At 40.5% G+C, this 19,577-nt stretch carries 17 protein-coding genes and 2 pseudogenes; 12 read left to right on the top strand and 7 right to left on the bottom strand.

What is annotated here, in order from left to right; genetic code table 11:
- The first annotated feature begins 29 nt into the window (after positions 1-29).
- The gene (locus tag FO447_RS12120) at positions 30-191 is read left to right on the top strand and encodes a hypothetical protein (RefSeq protein WP_181993618.1); all 162 of its coding nucleotides are present in this window, start codon (positions 30-32) and stop codon (positions 189-191) included.
- 33 nt (positions 192-224) lie between these two features.
- Here FO447_RS12120 and FO447_RS16285 read toward each other — a convergent pair.
- The 4 genes and pseudogenes from FO447_RS16285 to FO447_RS16290 all read right to left on the bottom strand — a co-directional run.
- Positions 225-602: pseudogene (locus tag FO447_RS16285) on the bottom strand (leucine-rich repeat domain-containing protein); the annotation flags it as partial.
- Between the two features lie 27 nt (positions 603-629).
- Positions 630-1,424 (bottom strand): class I SAM-dependent methyltransferase, encoded by a 795-nt coding sequence (locus FO447_RS12130; protein ID WP_200756527.1) that lies wholly within the window; start codon positions 1,422-1,424, stop codon positions 630-632.
- Between the two features lie 75 nt (positions 1,425-1,499).
- Positions 1,500-3,191, bottom strand: coding sequence for a sigma-70 family RNA polymerase sigma factor (locus FO447_RS12135; protein ID WP_200756529.1), 1,692 nt, complete (start codon positions 3,189-3,191; stop codon positions 1,500-1,502).
- A 95-nt stretch (positions 3,192-3,286) separates the two neighbouring features.
- Complete coding sequence (locus FO447_RS16290; RefSeq protein ID WP_118065469.1) at positions 3,287-3,415, bottom strand: winged helix-turn-helix transcriptional regulator; 129 nt, start codon at positions 3,413-3,415, stop codon at positions 3,287-3,289.
- Between the two features lie 212 nt (positions 3,416-3,627).
- Here FO447_RS16290 and FO447_RS12145 point away from each other — a divergent pair.
- From FO447_RS12145 to FO447_RS12155, 3 genes and pseudogenes are all read left to right on the top strand, one after another.
- Positions 3,628-3,948, top strand: a pseudogene (locus FO447_RS12145) (ORF6N domain-containing protein); the annotation flags it as partial.
- A 137-nt stretch (positions 3,949-4,085) separates the two neighbouring features.
- Positions 4,086-4,568 carry an energy transducer TonB gene (locus FO447_RS12150; RefSeq protein WP_117586055.1) on the top strand — a complete coding sequence of 161 codons (483 nt, stop codon included), beginning with the start codon at positions 4,086-4,088 and terminating at the stop codon, positions 4,566-4,568.
- Positions 4,569-4,912: 344 nt separating this feature from the next.
- Positions 4,913-6,361, top strand: coding sequence for an AAA family ATPase (locus FO447_RS12155; RefSeq protein WP_200756531.1), 1,449 nt, complete (start codon positions 4,913-4,915; stop codon positions 6,359-6,361).
- Positions 6,362-6,471: 110 nt separating this feature from the next.
- Here FO447_RS12155 and FO447_RS12160 read toward each other — a convergent pair whose 3' ends face one another.
- From FO447_RS12160 to FO447_RS12170, 3 genes are all read right to left on the bottom strand, one after another.
- A complete protein-coding gene (locus FO447_RS12160; RefSeq protein WP_118065475.1) occupies positions 6,472-7,764 on the bottom strand; it encodes an ATP-binding protein in 1,293 nt (430 codons plus the stop codon).
- 440 nt (positions 7,765-8,204) lie between these two features.
- Positions 8,205-9,107: an IS3 family transposase gene (locus tag FO447_RS12165; RefSeq protein WP_153083943.1), complete on the bottom strand. Its 903-nt coding sequence runs from the start codon at positions 9,105-9,107 to the stop codon at positions 8,205-8,207.
- A gap of 2 nt (positions 9,108-9,109) precedes the next feature.
- Positions 9,110-9,547 (bottom strand): transposase, encoded by a 438-nt coding sequence (locus FO447_RS12170; RefSeq protein WP_089543290.1) that lies wholly within the window; start codon positions 9,545-9,547, stop codon positions 9,110-9,112.
- A gap of 171 nt (positions 9,548-9,718) precedes the next feature.
- Between FO447_RS12170 and FO447_RS16115 the strand changes: the two genes are divergently transcribed.
- The 8 genes from FO447_RS16115 to FO447_RS12205 all read left to right on the top strand — a co-directional run bounded on the left by FO447_RS16115 (position 9,719) and on the right by FO447_RS12205 (position 19,576).
- Positions 9,719-9,859 carry a hypothetical protein gene (locus FO447_RS16115; protein WP_182429238.1) on the top strand — a complete coding sequence of 47 codons (141 nt, stop codon included), beginning with the start codon at positions 9,719-9,721 and terminating at the stop codon, positions 9,857-9,859.
- Complete coding sequence (locus FO447_RS12175; protein ID WP_117695501.1) at positions 9,859-10,833, top strand: aldo/keto reductase; 975 nt, start codon at positions 9,859-9,861, stop codon at positions 10,831-10,833. The genes FO447_RS16115 and FO447_RS12175 overlap by 1 nt, the downstream gene beginning before the upstream one ends.
- Before the next feature lie 110 nt (positions 10,834-10,943).
- Positions 10,944-13,805 carry a leucine--tRNA ligase gene (leuS, locus tag FO447_RS12180; protein WP_200756533.1) on the top strand — a complete coding sequence of 954 codons (2,862 nt, stop codon included), beginning with the start codon at positions 10,944-10,946 and terminating at the stop codon, positions 13,803-13,805.
- 78 nt (positions 13,806-13,883) lie between these two features.
- Positions 13,884-14,840, top strand: a complete 957-nt coding sequence (locus FO447_RS12185; RefSeq protein ID WP_117695498.1) for a YitT family protein — start codon at positions 13,884-13,886, stop codon at positions 14,838-14,840.
- Between the two features lie 82 nt (positions 14,841-14,922).
- Positions 14,923-15,537, top strand: coding sequence for a non-canonical purine NTP diphosphatase (locus tag FO447_RS12190; protein WP_234699002.1), 615 nt, complete (start codon positions 14,923-14,925; stop codon positions 15,535-15,537).
- Positions 15,538-15,592: 55 nt separating this feature from the next.
- Positions 15,593-16,657 carry an acyltransferase family protein gene (locus FO447_RS12195; protein WP_200756537.1) on the top strand — a complete coding sequence of 355 codons (1,065 nt, stop codon included), beginning with the start codon at positions 15,593-15,595 and terminating at the stop codon, positions 16,655-16,657.
- 109 nt (positions 16,658-16,766) lie between these two features.
- On the top strand, positions 16,767-18,854 hold the full coding sequence (locus tag FO447_RS12200) for a Por secretion system protein (RefSeq protein WP_200756539.1): 2,088 nt from the start codon (positions 16,767-16,769) through the stop codon (positions 18,852-18,854).
- Positions 18,851-19,576, top strand: coding sequence for a glycosyltransferase family 2 protein (locus tag FO447_RS12205; RefSeq protein ID WP_200756541.1), 726 nt, complete (start codon positions 18,851-18,853; stop codon positions 19,574-19,576). Before FO447_RS12200 ends, FO447_RS12205 begins: the two co-directional genes overlap by 4 nt.
- Position 19,577 lies beyond the last annotated feature (1 nt).

A 19,577-nucleotide genomic window follows, 5' to 3' on the forward strand; every position in this document is an offset into this window, starting at 1 on the left:
CTTTGCATCCGTAATCAAGCAAAAAAACAATGGAAAAGGCATTCGTATATGGTATGTCGGTTGCCGGAAACAACTTCATCGACCGCATCAAGAAAGCCCTCATCGACAAAGAATTGATCACCCTGGAAAAGGACGGCATCTTCATTGCCGACTGCGTGTTCGAGCTTTGGTTTAAGAAGGAAATGATGTAAAATAGTACAGAATATAATCCCACATGGCACCCAAAGGGTAGTAGCCTTGAAATTGGTAAACGTATTCTGGTCAATGTTGATAGGGAGAACGGTATAAGTATATACGTTGTTCAAATTGTTGCAATTGTTGAAAGCCATATCACCGATACGCTCCAATGTGCTAGGAACTCTTACTTCCTGTAGTTTACTACAACCATCGAAAGTGCTCTCTGCGATGGTGGTTAAGCCTGGGAGACTGATACTCTCAAGATTTGAGCAAGACTGGAATGTATGATTACCAATTGTTCTCAATGATGGAGGGAACTGAATAGACTTCAGATTAAAGCAAGACTGAAAACAGATTCCAATACTGTTTTTTGGAGTCTGCTTTTCCGAAATGGTTAAGTATATCTTATTTATTGTTTCATAGATTTAATGGTTGCCTAAAGAACGTAAGTTCTATTTATGGCTTATGGACAATATATACCAGCATGAAGTGGTGAAGAAATTTCTGATATACTTCATCTTCCAGACCCAATGTGGCAAGAGTCGTGGGGTAAGGTGGAACTTCTGCTTGTAATGAGGATTGATGAACCAAAGTTTTTGATCTGTTACCGAGAAGCCACATTGATGTATGAGTCTTTCAAACAACTCTATACTTGTTCGGCATTCTTTTATGCTCATAAGCTCATTCATAGTTCCTTTCTTTTCATTGCATGTTTTTAGCAACAACCGGTATAAAGGGTTTGGCAGCAAGTGAATGAATGGCAGATGTGAGCAAAGTTTGCTTCTGCAAATCTGTTGATGTCCTCCAAAAGGCATTTGCCATGCGGGGAATCCGACAAACAGCACGCCTTTTGTTTTCATAAACTTTCTTAGGTGTGCAAGAAATGGCTCTTTTGTCGGAACGTGTTCTATCACATCATGTAATAGTATTACGTCATATTTATCCTCTTCATTACATGGAACAGGATATTGCATGAAATCACAGCATACAAATGTAGCATGATTGCTGATTTCGGAAAAGTATGCTTTGGCATCTTTAATTCTGCATTCGGCAATATCTATACCTGTCACTTTGCAGCCCAACTGTGCAAAGGGAACTAAGTTTCCTCCTTCACCACAGCCTACCTCCAAGATTCTACTCTTTGGTGTCAGTTCCGTAAAATCTGACAAGTAGCTGATGTAAAACTCCTTAGATGTTATCTCCAAGTCACGGAAATACATCTTTCTGTCTGTATGTCTTTTTTGCATGTATCTTATTTTTTGACTTTTCTGTATATATAGATACAGATCATTCATAAAGACTGCATGCAAAATGATACTTTCTTACCAAGAGAGCCTAATACCGAAAGGCACAGTCAATGTAAATGGACGTTCTGTCCAAGTATTCTTGACTTCGCTTCCATTCGGAAGGTACCAATTCAGCGTTGGCTCAACAAACAATGTCAACTTTGGTGCAAATTGATATTGTATTCCGATATTAGTGTTTACAGTCCACTGTATAGAAGGTGTTGTCTTCCAATCCGTTGTATAGCCAGACTTTCCTCCTACTACATAGTCTGCATATGTCTTTCCAGACAATGGTATCTGAATGCTTGCTCCTGCAGAACCGTAAGCCGACAGTTTCTTGTACGCCATGAATTGGTACGAGAGCTTGACAGGGATACCGATGTAATGCAACTTTTGTTCCTTATCAACACGGTAATTGCCAGTACCCAAAGTAAAATATGACTTCAAGTAAGAGTATTGGAGTCCTGTTTCTAAACTCCAATGCTTTCCTATGCTCTTGTTCACAGCCAATCCTAATATTATAGGTTTGTCATGATGTTCTACCTCTTCAATTTTGCCCTTGTTATTATCGGCAATATCCATCATTGCAACATTTTCCGCCGTTGGGGCAGTTGGTGTTAAGCGATGTAGATATTTAGAATACTCTTCCCATGTAGTAAAAATCTTTTTTGAAGGTTGTTCACTCGTAATATCATCACCGCTACTTGTTATAATCTTACAAACATTTTGCGCAAGAGTAGTACCCAAAGAACCAGCTGCGAGCAATTGCCATTTACTTTTCTTGTGCGTCTTTGTATCATCCGCAATCCATCTTTCCTCGTTTGGAATAGGTGTATATACAGTATCTTTTGTGATGATACTATCTCGCTTGTTATCAGCCCAAATATGTTGGTTATCCTGCAAAGAATCGGATATTTCGACTATTACATTTTGACTTGCCTTAATCGAATCGCCAACAGTTATTACAGTGTTCTTTCCCTGTTGAACACTTCGATAATTAGAACACAAAATAGCGTTTTGTATTCTAATAACAGAAACATTAGGCTTCTTTTGTATAGGTGTAATGCCTTCATTAGGTTTTCGAGTTCGAACTATATTTACATCATTTTCAGAAACGAGTTTCTTCTTTGCTGTAAAATACCTATATACAGGGATGACTATCAACGCCAATACGATGATAAGCATAGCTCTTGGGGACAATATGTTTCGCAACATTGCCTTTGCCCTTGATAATTGCGAGGAAGAACTATGTGAAGCAATATTAAGTAATTCGCTGATTTCTTGATGAGACAAGCCATCCAAAACAGACATGTTGAATATTTTCTTATACCCTTCAGGCAAACTGTCTATTGCTGCCATAATTTCCTCATACGGAATTGATTGCTTGGAAGTGTTGCCATCTTCCAATACGGAACTAAATTCATCCTCTATATCAGACAAGGAAATGAAATCGTATCTCTTACCTTTCTCCTGATATTTCAATACAAGGTTAGTAGTGATACTTGTAAGCCATTGACTAAACCTATGAGTATTCTTCAAGTCTTTCAATGAAACAAACGCAAGTATAAAAGCATCTTGGACAAGGTCGTCAACGACAGCCTTGTCCTCTCTAAGAATATTGATGCATATCCCTTTCATCTTAGGATAATACATTTGGTATAATGTGCTGAAAGCGTCAGCGTCACCTTGTTTTGCTTTTTCTACTAATGTTGTTATATTTGAAGCCATGAGCGGATTGTTTCGTACTATCTATTTTGATATAGATACATCAAAGGCTTGATGACTGCACAAAGTTTAGTTAAAGAATATAAATATATATATGATTATTTTCTACCCTTCACTATCTGCTCAAAATGCAGCTGCCCCCATTCTATGACGTAACTGATTTCTCGCAAGAAGTCCTTGGCTATTGGTGTGAGAGAATATTCCACCCTTGGAGGAACTTCTTCAATTTTGTTCTTTAGCGATTACAAAGATACAACTTTTTATCGAGAAACTGTTATTTTTACCCTATTATTTTGGGGTGGAAAACTTTAGTTAATAAAAGTACAATCACAGCAATAAAACTATTAATTTTACGTTCTTTTCAAAAAAAGAGGTTGTACAATAGTGGCTTAAAGGCTAAAAGCACTACCTTTGAATGCAATAATAAGTAACAACACGTTTGAGGTCACAAATTGTGATCTCAAATGGAAGAGGCGGCAACCGCTATTCAACTTATGCTTTTACAGAGCAAAGCGTGGCAATACTTAGTAGCGTTCTTCGTTCACAAACAGCTATTGAGGTTAATATTCAGATCATGCGAGCATTTGTTTCCATGCGTCACTTTATGGTAAACAATGTTTCTGTTTTTAGTCGTTTGGAAACGATGGAATATCATCAGTTGGAAATCCTGCAACATCAACAAGATACCGATAAGCACATTGAAGCAACCAATAAGCGCATAGACGAGGTGTTTCGCAGATTGGACGAGGGCAATGCATAGCCGAAACAAGGTGTGTTCTACGTTGTCAGAGTTAGTTAACGCCGAGGATTGCATAAAGGCTTTCCAAGGCATATGTTTAATTCAAATTTAACCCACTTTTTAAAGTGGAGTCATAGATAAAATCATATAGAATAAAGATGAAGGAATTAGTGGGTATTATATTATTGACAGTTTTGGTAGTATTTGGTTCATGCAACTCCAATACTAATGTGTCTCTTGTGGGAACATCTCCGCAACTATTTGATGTATGCCAAGTAAGCACAGGTAATCCTGACTATAGAAATAAAGAGTTGTTTATAAACGAATTGAAAAGAAAATGTAAATATCCTATTGAGTTTCAAAAAAATAATTTGGAGGCATACGTTGCTATTGAGTACAAGACAGACCAACAAGGATATATTGTAAAAAAAAGAGTGGTTATTTGCGACAATAAAAAATTCAAAAAGATAACATTGGAAATATTCAATCAAGTTAAAACTCTCAAAATAGCCACAACAGAGAAAATAGATACAATCTACTTCCAATACAAGATACAAGGTTCACCAACTTTAATCCATTCAAAAGTAGATGTCAAGATTATCGGCTATGGCTACAATAATAAATCAATTTTAATGAAGTAACCTCTTCATAACTATCTGATTATTTGATGTTTCTGAATGCAAAGATACATTTTTCACTTCAAATAGCACTAAAAGTCGTCCTTGAAAGTGTGGAAAACCACAAAAAGTCGTCCTTTAAAGTGTATTTTATATTAGCCATCTAACAAATCAATGGGGCCAAACAGAAGAAACTATAGCCCCTTTTTATCCCTTCTTGCCGATGATTCTGTATTAAATAAAAAGACCAAAACACGCAGATAATCTGCGCTAACGTGCTTTTTTCATATCATTAGCGCAGATTATTCGCGAATAATTTGCGCTAATGGGTATTTTTTTATATCTTTGCGCAGAAAATAACGAAAGATATGGAACAGAGACTGATAGGAAGAGAAGCAGAACTCAAACTGCTCAATGAATATATAAACTCCAATAGATCAGAGTTTATCGCCGTCTATGGAAGACGACGTGTAGGAAAGACTTTTCTCATCAGAAAAGCCGTAGAGGACCATTTTGCCTTCTTCATGACAGGAATGAACGGAGTTGCCAAAGGCGAACAGCTTGTCAACTTCAGCATTTCCCTGCAAAAATATACCCACTCCACCACTCTGCAGACATTCAAGAGCTGGCTGCTGGCATTCTATGCCCTGTCACAATACATAGAAACACTTCCGGAAGGCAAGAAAGTAATATTCATCGATGAATTGCCATGGATGGATACCGCCAAATCGGGATTCATACCAGCACTGGAAAACTTTTGGAACAGCTGGGCAGTACTGCGCAACGACATCAAACTCATCGTTTGCGGATCCGCCACCTCCTGGATGATCAACAACCTGATTCGCAACCGTGGTGGCTTGCACAACCGACTGACCCATCATCTGATTGTAAAACCATTCACCCTGCACGAATGTGAAGAATACTTCAAGGCTTACCACTTCGGCTACAGCCGAAAACAGATAGCAGAATGCTATATGGTTATGGGAGGAATACCTTATTATCTGTCTATGATGGATAAATCGAAAAGTCTGGCACAGAACATCGACCAACTGTTTTTCGCAGACAATGCAGAATTGAAAGATGAGTTCAACGACTTATACAGAGCTTTGTTTAAGAAATCAGCCGACCATATCGCCGTGGTTACTGCCCTTGCTACCAAAGGAATGGGTATGACCCGACAGGAACTGGTCAAGGCATCGGGAGGAAAAGATAATGGAGCCTTCTCTACTGTACTGGAAGAATTGGAACAATGCGGATTCATCCGTCTGTATGAACCATTCAGTACAGTCAATAAGATGACTTCCGACATTCGCCAAAAGCGAAATACCTTATTCCAATTAGTAGATTTCTATACGCTCTTCTACTTCCGTTTCATCAAGCACAACAAGTATCAGGATTCCAGTTTCTGGTCATCCTCCCAAAACAGTCAGCTATACCATACTTGGGCTGGCTTGTCTTTCGAGATGCTTTGTCTAAACCATATAGACAAAATCAAGCATGCCCTGGGAATTTCGGGAGTACAGACCTTGGTTTGCTCATGGCGAAGCAGCAATACAGAAAAGGGAACTCAAATAGATTTGCTGATAGACCGGAAAGATGAAACCATCAATATCTGTGAGATGAAATTCTACAAGAGCGAATTCGAAATCAGCAAGGAATATGAGGAGAAGTTGCTGGAGAAACTGCGTATCTTCACAGAAGAGACGAAAACATCCAAATCGCTTCTCCTCACATTGATTACTTCTTTCGGATTGAAGCAGAACAAACATAGCGACATCGTACAGAAACAGATTACGATGGATGAATTGTTTATTTAAAAGAAAGTCTTTCGCCAGGAGTCAAAAAAAAGACACATTTAAATACCTGATTTACAAAATAATATTAAAAGTTCACAAGTTTGTGGTCCACAACCTTGTGAACTTTATTTTTATCCGAATATTGCAGATACGGAATATAATGGATAATTGGCAAGCCAATCCTGCTCTCTATAAGGTGACATGGATAGGCGCATACCTTTCAATCCCTGATTGCGCTCTACAAACACCCTCAAACTCTTAGCCTGCAAATTCTCCTCAGCCTTTACTTCTATCGGAATGATTCTTTCTTCATCCTGCACTAGAAAATCTATTTCACCACGTGAATTTTCTGCCGACCAATAATAGATAGACAAGGAAGATTTCTCCTTAAGCTGCTGCAGGACATACTGCTCTGTCAGCGCCCCCTTAAAATCTGAAAACAGCACATTTCCTTCCAGCAAGCTTTGGGCAGGAATATTGCTCATGGCACCCATCAGTCCGACATCAGACAGGAATAACTTGAAAGCAGAAAAATCCTCGTATGCAGCCAATGGCAACAGGGCTTTCTTACAACGGTTTACCTTATAGATCAACCCTGCATCTTTCAGCCATTCGATAGCGAGTTCAAAATCCTTTGCTCTGGCTCCTTCCTTTACGGCACCATAGATGAATTTCTTGTTTTCCTTGGCAAGCTGGGATGGGATGGATTTCCATACCATTCGGATACGTGGAACTTCTATGGCCGGAGCATGTTTGGAAAAATCACGCTCATACGCTTCAAGGATTCCTTTTTGAATGCTTCTGACTTCAGACAGATTTCCCTCGCTGGCAAAAGACTGTACTACAGCCGGCATTCCCCCGACCAGATAATACTGTCGCAGGCATTCCTCAAATTTATTCCGGAACATGGTTATCATATTCCAATCCTTTGACATCAGCAGTTCTACCATACGGCTTTCACCGATTGCATCTAGAAATTCAAAGAATGTGAGGGGATATAAATGCATGAAATCTACCTTACCTACAGGAAAAGAGTCATTCTGATGCATCGCAATTCCGAGCAATGAACCTGCAGCTACGACATGATATTGAGGTGCTTTTTCTGCAAAATACTTTAATGCGGTGATACCCCTGGGTGCTTCTTGTATCTCATCAAGGATAATAAGCGTATTTTCATCAATAGAAACTCCTGTACTCCATTGTATGCTATTGATAATACGGGGAATATCAAAGTCATGTGCAAAAACTTCCCGGAGCATTTCATTGTCTTCGAAGTTTACATACGCACTACGGGTATAGGCCTCTTTGGCAAATTCCTGCATCAGCCAGGTTTTGCCAACCTGGCGGGCTCCAAGCATAATTAACGGCTTTCGGTCGTTGCTTGCTTTCCATTGATATAGGTATTTGATGGCATTTCTCTTCATAACTATCTGATTATTTGATATTTCTGAATGCAAAGATACATTTTTTATTTCAAAGAGTACAAAAAGTCGTCCTTAAAAATGTATAAAACTACAAAAAGTCGTCCTTAAAAGTGTGGAAAATCACAAAAAGTCGTCCTTAAAAGTGTATTTTGATAAAGTATATCAAACATATAACAGAATGTTTTTTCCATAACCAATCGACCTTTACTACATCCCCCTGTCTTATACGTGAAAAAGTTGTCACCTTTAGGATGGTTAAACTAAATTTGTTACTATCTATTTTTCTTATCACTAAATGGGTTACGCATTTTTAATTTTATCACTATATGGGTTGTCAGCGAATACCCATTATACCTAACTAGGTTACTCTTTTTAAGGAGCTATCCCTAGAAAGGTTACGGTGATGATATTCTTTCAAATGCAAAGATACACATTTTCAACTAATTAGAAGAATTTTCCCAAGGATTTTTCCACATTTTCTGCTGTGGCCCCACTTGAGTATGTGCAACTGATGGTGTTTGATTACCGATACTCATATGCGGTCTTTCGTCGTTATAAAACGCAATAATCCTGGTCAGTTCCTTCTTACATACTTTACGAGTAGGAATTGTCATTCTATAAAGCCATTCTGTTTTTAAAATGCCGTTTGCACGTTCTGCTATAGCATTCTCCAAAGGATCTCCTGTTTGAGTCATACTTATTTGTGAGCCATGACTTTTTAGGATAGATACATAATTCTGACTGCAATACTGGCTTCCTCTGTCAGAGTGATGAATGAGTCCTTTTGCAGTTTCTTCATCAATGCTTTTATATGCCATTTTAAGCGCTTCTAATGGATATACTGTTTCTAATGTTGGACCAACAGCCCATCCAACGATTTTATGGGAATACAGGTCTGTTATAAGCGAGAGATAGCACACACCTTCATTGGTTTCAACATAGGTGATGTCACTTGCCCAAATCTGGTTCGGATGGGTAGGAACTACTCCCTTAATCAGGTTTGGGTATTTGCGATAATTATGGTCGGAATCTGTTGTCTTATAGCGCCTACGGCGCTTTATACGTACCATGAGTCCATGCTTACGCAGCATCTCAATAAATGCGTCACGACCAGGGAAGCAGCCTGTATCCTCAAACATCTGTTTCAATATGGCATGCAACTTTGCAGCTCCTAAGCCAGGATTCGACTTACGATACTCACGTGCCTTTTCAATGATGATAGACTCAATGGCCTCTTCAGCAAAGCCGTCAGAGACATTGCGCTTATTATATGCTTGCCGGGTGAAACCAAACAGCCCGCATAGAGTGCCTAAACCTTGGCTCTGGCACTCTGTGCGGAGCAAGCTTACTGTTTGGTACCAGATTTTTTTCTCACAGGAATATTGAAGGTTTCTTCTGCGAGATCAATCATGGTGGAGAATGCCTTAGAGCGAAGCTTCTCTAACTCCAAAGCCTTGCGGAGACGCTTAATCTCAGCATCTTTCTCTTTCAACTGTTCATTTGTTGTCTTTGCCATATCGTCACGGTTTTGGTCTTCTGGCGGCAAAGATAACAAATCTTTTTCATTTAAGAACTTATCCATCCAAGAAAATAGCACTGTACGACTGCTTATATAGTATTTCTTGATGATTTCTTCTGCTGGGAGCCCACTCTCCATATACTCTCGAACTATCATGATACGATCATCATCTGTAAAAGAGTAGCTATTCAACTCTACCTCACGGGTCTCAAACCAACCTGTGTCCTCATTATACACACGTTCAATTCTTGTCTTACGTTTCATTGTCACTTCTGTTTGTTCCTAAGTGACAACCTTTTTCAGGGAAGTACACCCACTTACTCTTTCATATCGAAAAAAATATAATTTTTATTCAATACAACGATTATATTGAATATTTTTATTACCTTTGCGATGTAGAAAAGGAAGAGCCGGCAGGCTCCTAACCACATACCGGTGAAGAGTGGTGAAGAGTGGGTGAAGAGTGATCAAAAACTCTTCACCACGCCAAATGCCTTGTTTATAGGCATTTACAAAGGAAAGGTGAAGAGTGAAGAGTTTCTGGCTCTTCGCCGTAATAAAAAATATAAGGAATAATGGACATTAAAGGTATTTATCATGCTGACGCCAATCGCTATAGCGATGCAGAAGCGCTCTACAAGAGATGCGGCAAGAGTGGTATCTTGCTGCCTAAAATAAGTTTGGGATTCTGGCACAACTTCGGAGAGGTAGATCCTTACGAAAGAAGCCGTGCCATCACTCACTATGCCTTCGACCATGGTATCACCCACTTCGACCTGGCTAACAACTATGGACCTCCATACGGAAGTGCAGAGGAAACGATGGGCAGACTGATGAAAGATGATTTCAAACCCTATCGCGATGAACTCTTTATCTCAACCAAAGCAGGTTATGATATGTGGGAAGGTCCTTACGGCAACTGGGGTTCCCGTAAGTATCTGATGGCCAGTCTGAATCAGAGTCTCAAGAGAATGAATCTCGAGTATGTTGACCTCTTCTACAGCCACCGCTACGATCCGAACACACCGCTCGAAGAAACCCTTCAAGCCATGGTAGACATCGTGAAGCAAGGCAAAGCTCTTTATCTCGGCATCAGCCGCTGGCCACTGGAAGCCCTGAAGTTTGCTGACCAATATCTGAAGGAGCGCGACTGTCCGCTGCTCATTTTTCAGGACAGACTCAACATGCTCGACCATGCGCCACAAGAGAATGGAACCTTAGATTATTGCGCAGAAAACGGCATCGGTTTCATCTCGTTCTCACCTCTGGCACAGGGACTTCTCACCGACCGATATCTCAACGGAATACCGGCAGACAGCCGTATGGCAAAAGAGCATTTTCTGAAACACTCTGCTCTAACTCCAGAACTGCTGGAACAGCTCAAGAAATGGAACGCAGAAGCAGGAGAAAGAGACGAAACACTCGCCGAAATGGCACTTGCCTGGATATTGCAGCAGAAAGGTGTAACCAGCGTATTGGTAGGAGCCAGCTCTACCGCCCAACTGGAAAAGAATATGAAGTGTGTGCATGCTAAGACATTAAATTCATAAAAAACTTGCATTTTATTTTGTTATGTGCCAAAATAAATGTAATTTTGCACCTTGAATAGGGTTATACCTTATTATATTTAAGAAAAGAAACATAATTATTAGATAAAACAATGGAATACAACTTCAGAGAAATCGAGAAGAAATGGCACCAGAAATGGGTCGAGAACAAGACCTACAAGGTGACAGAGGATGAAAACAAGAAGAAATTCTATGTGCTCAACATGTTCCCTTATCCATCAGGAGCTGGTTTGCACGTAGGTCACCCACTTGGTTATATCGCTAGCGATATCTATGCACGCTACAAGCGTTTGAACGGATTTAACGTACTGAACCCTATGGGTTACGATGCTTACGGATTGCCTGCTGAGCAGTATGCTATCCAGACAGGTCAGCACCCAGAGGTTACTACCGTAGCCAACATCAACCGCTATCGTGAGCAGCTCGACAAAATCGGCTTCTCTTTCGACTGGGACCGCGAGGTTCGTACCTGCGACCCTAAGTATTACCATTGGACTCAGTGGGCTTTCCAGAAGATGTTCAACTCATTCTTCTGCAACAGCTGCCAGAAGGCTCAGCCTATCGAGAAGCTCATCAAGCGCTTCGAGGAGAAGGGTTCTGCTGACTTGAACGTGGCTCAGAACGAGCAGATTGACTTCACAGCCGAGGAGTGGAACAGCTACGACGACGTGAAGAAGCAGCAGATCCTGATGAACTACCGCATCGCTTACCTCGGCGAAACCATGGTTAACTGGTGCCCAGGTCTGGGTACTGTGCTTGCCAACGACGAGGTAGTAAACGGCGTAAGTGAGCGTGGCGGTTATCCTGTCATCCAGAAGAAGATGCAGCAGTGGTGCTTGAGAACATCTGCTTACTCTCAGCGTCTGCTCGACGGATTGGAGACCATCCAGTGGAGCGACAGTATCAAGGAAACACAGAAGAACTGGATTGGCCGTTCTGAGGGTACAGAGGTAGTATTCTCTGTAAAGGACAGCGACGTGAAGTTCACCATCTTCACCACACGTGCCGATACTATGTTTGGTGTAACCTTCATGGTTCTGGCTCCAGAGAGCGAATATGTTCAGCAGGTAACTACTGCCGAGCAGAAGGAAGAGGTGGAGAAATATCTCGACTACGTGAAGAAGCGTACCGAGTTGGACCGTATGGCTAACCACAGTGTAACCGGTGTATTCTCAGGAAGTTATGCCATCAACCCATTCACCGGCGAGGCAATCCCTGTATGGATTTCAGAATATGTATTGGCTGGATATGGTACAGGTGCCATCATGGCTGTGCCAGCTCACGATAGCCGTGACTACGCCTTTGCCAAGCACTTCAACCTGCCTATCATTCCTCTTATCGAGGGTGCTGATGTTTCAGAGGAGAGCTTCGATGCCAAGGAAGGTATCGTAACCAACTCACCTGTAGCAGGCAAGAGCAGCATGGACGATTTCTCTCTGAACGGACTCACCGTGAAGGAGGCTATCGCAGCTACCAAGAAGTTTGTTACCGAGAAGGGCATCGGCCGAGTAAAGGTAAACTATCGTCTCCGCGACGCTATCTTCTCCCGTCAGCGCTACTGGGGTGAGCCATTCCCTGTATATTACAAGGACGGAATGCCACAGATGGTTCCAGAGGAGTGCCTGCCACTCGAATTGCCAGAGATTGAGACCTATAAGCCAACAGAAACTGGCGAGCCACCATTGGGCAGAGCTAAGAAGTGGGCTTGGGATGCCGAGAAGAAAGAGGTGGTTGACAAGAGCCTCGTAGATAACAAGACCGTATTCCCACTGGAGCTCAACACCATGCCAGGTTTCGCAGGTTCTTCTGCTTACTATCTGCGCTACATGGATCCTCACAACGATGAGGCACTTGTAGGCAAGAAGGCTGATGAGTACTGGCAGAACGTGGACCTCTACGTAGGTGGTTGCGAGCATGCTACCGGTCACTTGATTTACTCCCGTTTCTGGAACAAGTTCCTCTTCGACCTCGGCGTAAGCTGCAAGGAAGAGCCATTCCAGAAACTGGTGAACCAGGGTATGATTCAGGGCCGCTCTAACTTCGTTTACCGCATCAACAGCGATGACCACGACAAGGCTCCTGTATTCGTAAGTTTGAATCTGAAGAAGGATTACGACGTAACTCCTATCCACGTAGATGTAAACATCGTAAGCAACGATGTTTTGGATATCGAGGCATTCAAGGCTTGGCGCCCTGAGTATCAGAACGCTGAGTTCATCCTGGAAGATGGCAAGTACATCTGCGGATGGGCTATCGAGAAGATGTCTAAGAGTATGTTCAACGTGGTAAATCCAGATATGATTGTCGAGAAGTATGGTGCTGATACCCTGCGTCTCTACGAAATGTTCCTGGGTCCTGTAGAGGCAAGCAAGCCTTGGGATACCAACGGTATTGATGGTTGCCACCGCTTCCTGAAGAAGTTCTGGGGTCTGTTCTACGAGAACCGCACCGACAACTTCCTTCCTTCAGCCGACGAGGCAGCGAAGCCAGAGAGCCTGAAGAGCGTTCACAAACTCATCAAGAAGGTTAGTGAGGATATCGAGAAGTTCTCTTACAACACATCTATCTCAGCCTTCATGATTGCCGTGAACGAACTCGGTCAGCAGAAGTGCCGCAACAAGGAACTCCTGACAGATCTCGTCATCCTCATCGCTCCATTCGCTCCACACATCGCAGAAGAGTTGTGGGCAGCACTTGGCGAGCAGGGCAGCGTTTGCGATGCAGCATGGCCAAAGTATGATGAGCAGTATCTGAAGGAGAACGATATGCAGCTCACCATTTCCTTCAACGGTAAAGCTCGTTTCCAGATGACTTTCCCTGTGGATACTCCTAACGAGGAAATCCAGAAGCAGGTATTGGCAGACGAGAAGAGCCAGAAGTACTTGGAAGGATTCAACGTGTTGAAGGTGATCATCGTACCAAAGAAGATCGTCAACGTTGTGTTGAAAAAGTAATTTATTGATAATATACAGAAGGTCGTCTCATCTAAAAATGGGCGACCTTCTGTGCTTTAAAAATACGAGGAAAATATTATGCAAATAGCAATCAGTCAAACAATTAAGAATGAGTGCAAGGATTATTTCTACATTACCCTTGGACTCTTGCTTTACACATTTGGATGGACCATTTTTCTGCTTCCATACCAGATAGTAACGGGTGGCGTAACGGGTATCGCAGCCGTGATTTACTACGGCACGGGGATACCTATCTATTTGTCTTATTTTCTCATTAATGCCGCCTTGCTGCTTGCCGCGCTGAAGATTCTGGGATTCAAATTCATGGTGAAGACCATCTACGCTATCATCATGCTCTCCGTGTTCCTGGCGCTGGCGCAAGACTGGATGATAGGTGAAGATGGCAAGATGGTACAGATATTGGGAGAGGGACAGGACTTCATGTCGCTCATCATCGGCTGTCTGTTTACGGGTTTATCACTCGCCATCGTCTTTCTGCATAATGGAAGTACAGGTGGAACGGATATCATTGCTGCCATCGTCAACAAATATCACAACATCTCGCTGGGCCGTGTGCTTATCTTCGTGGATCTCCTCATCGTGGGCAGTTCATTCTTCGTCTTCAATGCAAAACCAGAGTTTACCGCGATAGACGCTGTTAGAAAGGTAGTATTCGGTCTCTGTACGATGGTGATAGAAAACCTGGTACTCGACTATGTGATGAATGCCAAGCGAGAAAGTGTGCAGTTTATGATATTCAGCAAGAAATATCAGGAGATAGCCAATGCCATCGGTATGCAGATGGATCATGGCGTAACCATTCTCGATGGCCATGGCTGGTACACGGGCAACGAGATGAAGGTGCTCTGTATCCTAGCAAAGAAGAACGAGAGCGTCACCATCTTCCGTATCGTCAAAATCATCGACCCAAATGCCTTTGTTAGTCAGAGTTCCGTAATCGGTGTGTATGGCGAGGGATTTGATGAGATGAAGGTGAAAATCAAAGATAAAGACATTAAAACAATTAAAAGTTAAAAGTTTATAGCGGCTTCGCCGTATAGCAAGAAGCACTATTACAAGAATGCCCTATAAACTATTAACTATAAATTATAAACTTATGAAAAGGATAGTTTTTGCAACAAATAACCAGCATAAACTCCAGGAGATTCGCGACATCCTGGGCAGCAGTTACGAGGTAGTATCGCTGAAGGAGATAGGATGCGACGTAGATATTCCTGAAACAGGCAACACATTGGAAGAGAATGCCTTACAGAAGGCACAGTATGTTTATGACCATTACCACGTAAGTTGCTTTGCCGATGATACCGGTCTGGAGGTAGAGGCACTTGATGGTGCCCCTGGCGTTCACAGTGCCCGCTATGCCGAGGGTACCGACCACGACAGTGAGGCAAACATGGCTAAGCTATTGAGAGAACTGAACGGCAAGGAAAACCGCCAGGCCCGCTTCCGCACCGTCATCTGCTACATCGAAAAGCAGGATGTATGTCCTTGCGGCTGCACCAGCATCAAGAAAATTCACCAGTTCGAGGGTATCGTAAACGGCCATATCGCAACCGAGAAACATGGTACCGAAGGCTTCGGCTACGACCCAATCTTCGTTCCGGAAGGCTATGACCAGAGTTTTGCTGAGCTGGGTGAGGAAATCAAGAACGGCATCAGTCACAGAGCAAGAGCCGTGGCTAAATTGGTAGAGTATTTGAAAAAGAAATAAGATTTATTCTTGTTCAATACAGAATAGAATAACATTATAACAAAGAAAAGGCATCATGATCAGGACACTCAATTCCCTGCGATTCATTCTTATCCTAATGATTGTGATTTCGCATTCCACCCTACCCATATCCCAAGATTTAATCAATTACTTGGGCGAGTTTCCTGTTGCCATTTTCTTTGTTATCAGTGGTTTTGTACTCTCTTTAAGCAAAGGAGAAAAACTACAGAAAGAAGTATTGGGAAACAGCCAGTTTTTCCTTTCCCGTATCATCAAACTCTATCCTCTGCATATTCTGATTCTCGCCATTCTCATATTAATGGATTGGCGATTAGGGCGTATATTACCATGGTATCAGATTCTATCCCATTCGCTGTTGATACAAACCTGGTATCCGGCACATGACTTTACGGCTCATCTCAATGAAGCTACATGGTTTATTTCTGATCTTATCTTCTTCTATCTTATATTTAAGTATTTATACGCTTGGATTATGCGACATTCCTGGTTATACTTATTAGTAACAATAAGTATATATATGGCAGTTTATATCAGTATCTCGCTCTGTGCACAAGCAGATTATTCAGCCGGCTACATTTATGCCCACCCATTATTCAGAATGATAGATTTCATGATAGGTATCCTTTTATATAAAGTATGCAGATCAGAAAAAGGTAAAAAAATAGCAGATAAGATAACAAACTCAACTTCTTTCTGGCAAGTAAACCTATCGGATATGGGAGTGGTATTGCTGTTTATCGCAATGTATTTCCTATCAATCCATTGCAATCCGAACATTCGCTGTGCCATTATTTATTGGATACCATCAGCCATAACCGTGTTCTATTTTACAGCAAGAGATCAAGGTAAAGGTTGTTTTATTAGGATATTCCATAATAAACTCTTGCTATGGCTAGGCAGCATCAGTTTTGAAATATTTCTCTGTCATAATCTCTGCTTTCGCATCATACAGAGTATATTTCTTAAACGATATGGAGAAGGAAATCCACATCAAGAATTCCAATTCATCCTATCCCTCGCTTTTATTATCCTCACAGCATGGATAGCAAAGAAAGCCATCGTTTTACCCATCCAACATCAACTTCAAAAATATCTATAAGTATCTGTTTATAAAAACAATAAATAGTTATATTTGCAGTTAATATAGTATTAGGCTTTAAAATAATAGCCAATGAAGACTATAACAATATTATTATATTCAGAACTTTATGAAGAAAACTTGTATACTTATCATAGTATTCCTATTTTCATACCTATCGAAGTTATCTGCTCAGATAGGTACATGGACTATGTATCGCAGTTATTATAATATTACAGAAATAGCTCCTGCTAAAGAAACTGCTTTTGCATTGGCATCAGGTAGTTTATTTTCATATAATTTCAAAGATGGTAATATAAAAACATATGACAAATCAAACTATTTATCAGACGTAGATATCAGTCATATCAGATATAATCCTACATGCAAAAAGCTAATTATCACATACAGCAATTCTAATATAGATTTGCTTGGGTTAGATTGTAATGTTGACAATATCTCTGACTTCTATCAGTATTCTACGACAGGTAATAAAAATATCAACCATATATACTGTTATGGACAATATGCCTATCTTTCTACAGGTATAGGAATTATCAAAATAAATGTAAAAGATGGAAGTATCAGCAATAGTTATCTTTTAGGTTTCGAAGTTAACTATTCATATATAGACGGCGATTATCTCTATGCAGCATCAGCAAGTGCAGGATTATTTCGTGGAAAACTGACAGATAATCTGCTAGACAAAAGAAATTGGATCAGAACAGGGGATTATATAAAGGTTACGGAAGATTATCTAAACGTATACGACTCAAACTCTAAATACTGGTGGACAACAACATCAGATGGTAAACTGACCTATTATACTGTAGATACAAACCAGGAACGCCAATATAAAACAGAAGGCGTACGTCCTGACGGACCTACATCAAACAGGTTCCACAAATTATATTTAAATAATGGTACTATATATGCAGTACCAGGAAGTTGGTCACAAGAAGGTAATTATAACAATCCTGGTGAAGTACATGTATGGAATGGTGATACCTGGAGTGAATTCGAACAGCCTACAAGTCAAATGATAGGTCATAATTACATAGACCTTCTCTGTCTGGATTTTGATCCTAAAAAAGAAGGTCATGTTATGGTTGGTGCAAAAAGTGGACTATATGAATTTCAAGATCAGAAGTTTGTAAAGAGTTACAATCGTAACAATTCTCCATTACAGTCTTGCGTAAATAGCGACGATTATCTACTGATAACAGGTATAAAATATGACAAAGAAGGTAACCTGTGGGTACTGAACAGTTCTTCAGATATAAATATCGATTATCCAATATGGAAATATACACAGAATAGTGATGAATGGACAGCATTCACTCATAATGAAATAACTGATGTATATAATGGAAATATGATTAACTTCTTTGATGTAAGTTATGACAATAGACTATGGTTTATCAACAACTGGTGGGAAAGTTGTAAACTCTATGCATTTGATCCAACTACGGATCAAATCACTCAGTATGGTCCCAACTTCATTAACGAGGATAAAACTGCCCTCAATCCAAGATTTGTACTTTGTGCCACAGAAGATAAAGTTGGTAATATCTGGTTAGGAACAACATTAGGCCCTATCTATCTTTCAAAAATGAACGTAGAAAATGAATCCAGTGAATTTACCCAGCATAAAATACCACGTAATGATGGTACAAATTATGCCGACTATCTACTCTCTAATGTAGAAGTAAGATGTATAGCCGTAGATGCAGGTAACAGAAAATGGATGGGTACCACTAATAATGGAGTATATGTTATCAGCAATGACTGTAATACAGAAGTGAAACACTTTACTACTGAGAATTCTCCATTACCATCTAATTTAATAAAAGACATCATCATCATGCCTAATGGTTTGGTTTATTTTGCAACAGATCAGGGGTTATGCTCATATATGAGTGATGTTACAGCAACAAACGAAGAAATGACAAAGGATAATGTCTACGCTTATCCTAACCCTGTAAAACCTGATTATACAGGCAGTATTAATATTGTAGGACTAAGCTTTCATGCAGATATTAAGATAGTATCTGTTAATGGTACGCTCGTAAACCAAGGTAAAAGTACCGGTGGAAGTTATAGCTGGGATGGTTGCGACCTGAAGGGTAGAAAAGTAGCAAGTGGAATATATATGGTAGAAACTGCTACAGAAGAAGGAGAGAAAGGAACAGTTTGTAAAATAGCCATCATACGATGATAACAGTTTGTATAGCCACCTTTAATGGTGAGAAATATATCAGAGAGCAGTTGAATTCTATCTTATTTCAGCTGTCTCTCCAAGATGAAGTCATCGTTTCTGACGATGGCTCCACAGATAATACGATTTCTATTATCAAGAGTTTTAACGATAACAGAATAAAAATCATAGATGGTGTCCATCGTCACTCACCAACTCTCAATTTTGAAAATGCATTGAAGGAAGCCAAAGGTGACTATATATTTCTAGCAGATCAAGACGATGTTTGGAAAGATGATAAAGTGAAAAACTGTCTGAAATGGCTACAACATTACGACTGCATCATCAACGATGCAGAAGTAACAGATGAAAATCTGAATATTACATCACCATCGCTCTATCAATTAATGAACATAAAAAGTGGAAGAGTATATAATATCCTCTATAAAAACGGATATACAGGGTGTTGCATGGCATTTACAAGACGAGTAAAAGATGCAGCATTACCTTTTCCTAAAGATATTCCCATGCATGATATCTGGATAGGAAATGTGGCAGCCTTTCTATATAAGGTAAAATTCATAGATGATAAACTTATCTATTTCCGCCGTCATTCCTTAACCATCTCTTGTAATGGAAAAGGAAGTAGATATTCATTATACAAACGATTGATGTTCAGAGTATCTATAGTAAAGAACATTATTTTACTTATACACAAAATAAAAGGATTAACAACTCATTAAA

The organism is Segatella copri (genome assembly GCF_015074785.1).
Lineage (GTDB): Bacteria > Bacteroidota > Bacteroidia > Bacteroidales > Bacteroidaceae > Prevotella.

Excerpts from the sequence above, each read along its gene's own strand:
- FO447_RS12120 (WP_181993618.1), top strand. The coding sequence starts at position 30 with ATGGAAAAGGCATTCGTATATGGTATGTCGGTTGCCGGAAACAACTTC.
- FO447_RS12130 (WP_200756527.1), bottom strand. The coding sequence starts at position 1,424 with ATGCAAAAAAGACATACAGACAGAAAGATGTATTTCCGTGACTTGGAG.
- FO447_RS12135 (WP_200756529.1), bottom strand. The coding sequence starts at position 3,191 with ATGGCTTCAAATATAACAACATTAGTAGAAAAAGCAAAACAAGGTGAC.
- FO447_RS12150 (WP_117586055.1), top strand. The coding sequence starts at position 4,086 with ATGAAGGAATTAGTGGGTATTATATTATTGACAGTTTTGGTAGTATTT.
- FO447_RS12155 (WP_200756531.1), top strand. The coding sequence starts at position 4,913 with ATGGAACAGAGACTGATAGGAAGAGAAGCAGAACTCAAACTGCTCAAT.
- FO447_RS12160 (WP_118065475.1), bottom strand. The coding sequence starts at position 7,764 with ATGAAGAGAAATGCCATCAAATACCTATATCAATGGAAAGCAAGCAAC.
- FO447_RS12170 (WP_089543290.1), bottom strand. The coding sequence starts at position 9,547 with ATGAAACGTAAGACAAGAATTGAACGTGTGTATAATGAGGACACAGGT.
- FO447_RS12175 (WP_117695501.1), top strand. The coding sequence starts at position 9,859 with ATGGACATTAAAGGTATTTATCATGCTGACGCCAATCGCTATAGCGAT.
- leuS (WP_200756533.1), top strand. The coding sequence starts at position 10,944 with ATGGAATACAACTTCAGAGAAATCGAGAAGAAATGGCACCAGAAATGG.
- FO447_RS12185 (WP_117695498.1), top strand. The coding sequence starts at position 13,884 with ATGCAAATAGCAATCAGTCAAACAATTAAGAATGAGTGCAAGGATTAT.
- FO447_RS12190 (WP_234699002.1), top strand. The coding sequence starts at position 14,923 with ATGAAAAGGATAGTTTTTGCAACAAATAACCAGCATAAACTCCAGGAG.
- FO447_RS12195 (WP_200756537.1), top strand. The coding sequence starts at position 15,593 with ATGATCAGGACACTCAATTCCCTGCGATTCATTCTTATCCTAATGATT.
- FO447_RS12200 (WP_200756539.1), top strand. The coding sequence starts at position 16,767 with ATGAAGAAAACTTGTATACTTATCATAGTATTCCTATTTTCATACCTA.
- FO447_RS12205 (WP_200756541.1), top strand. The coding sequence starts at position 18,851 with ATGATAACAGTTTGTATAGCCACCTTTAATGGTGAGAAATATATCAGA.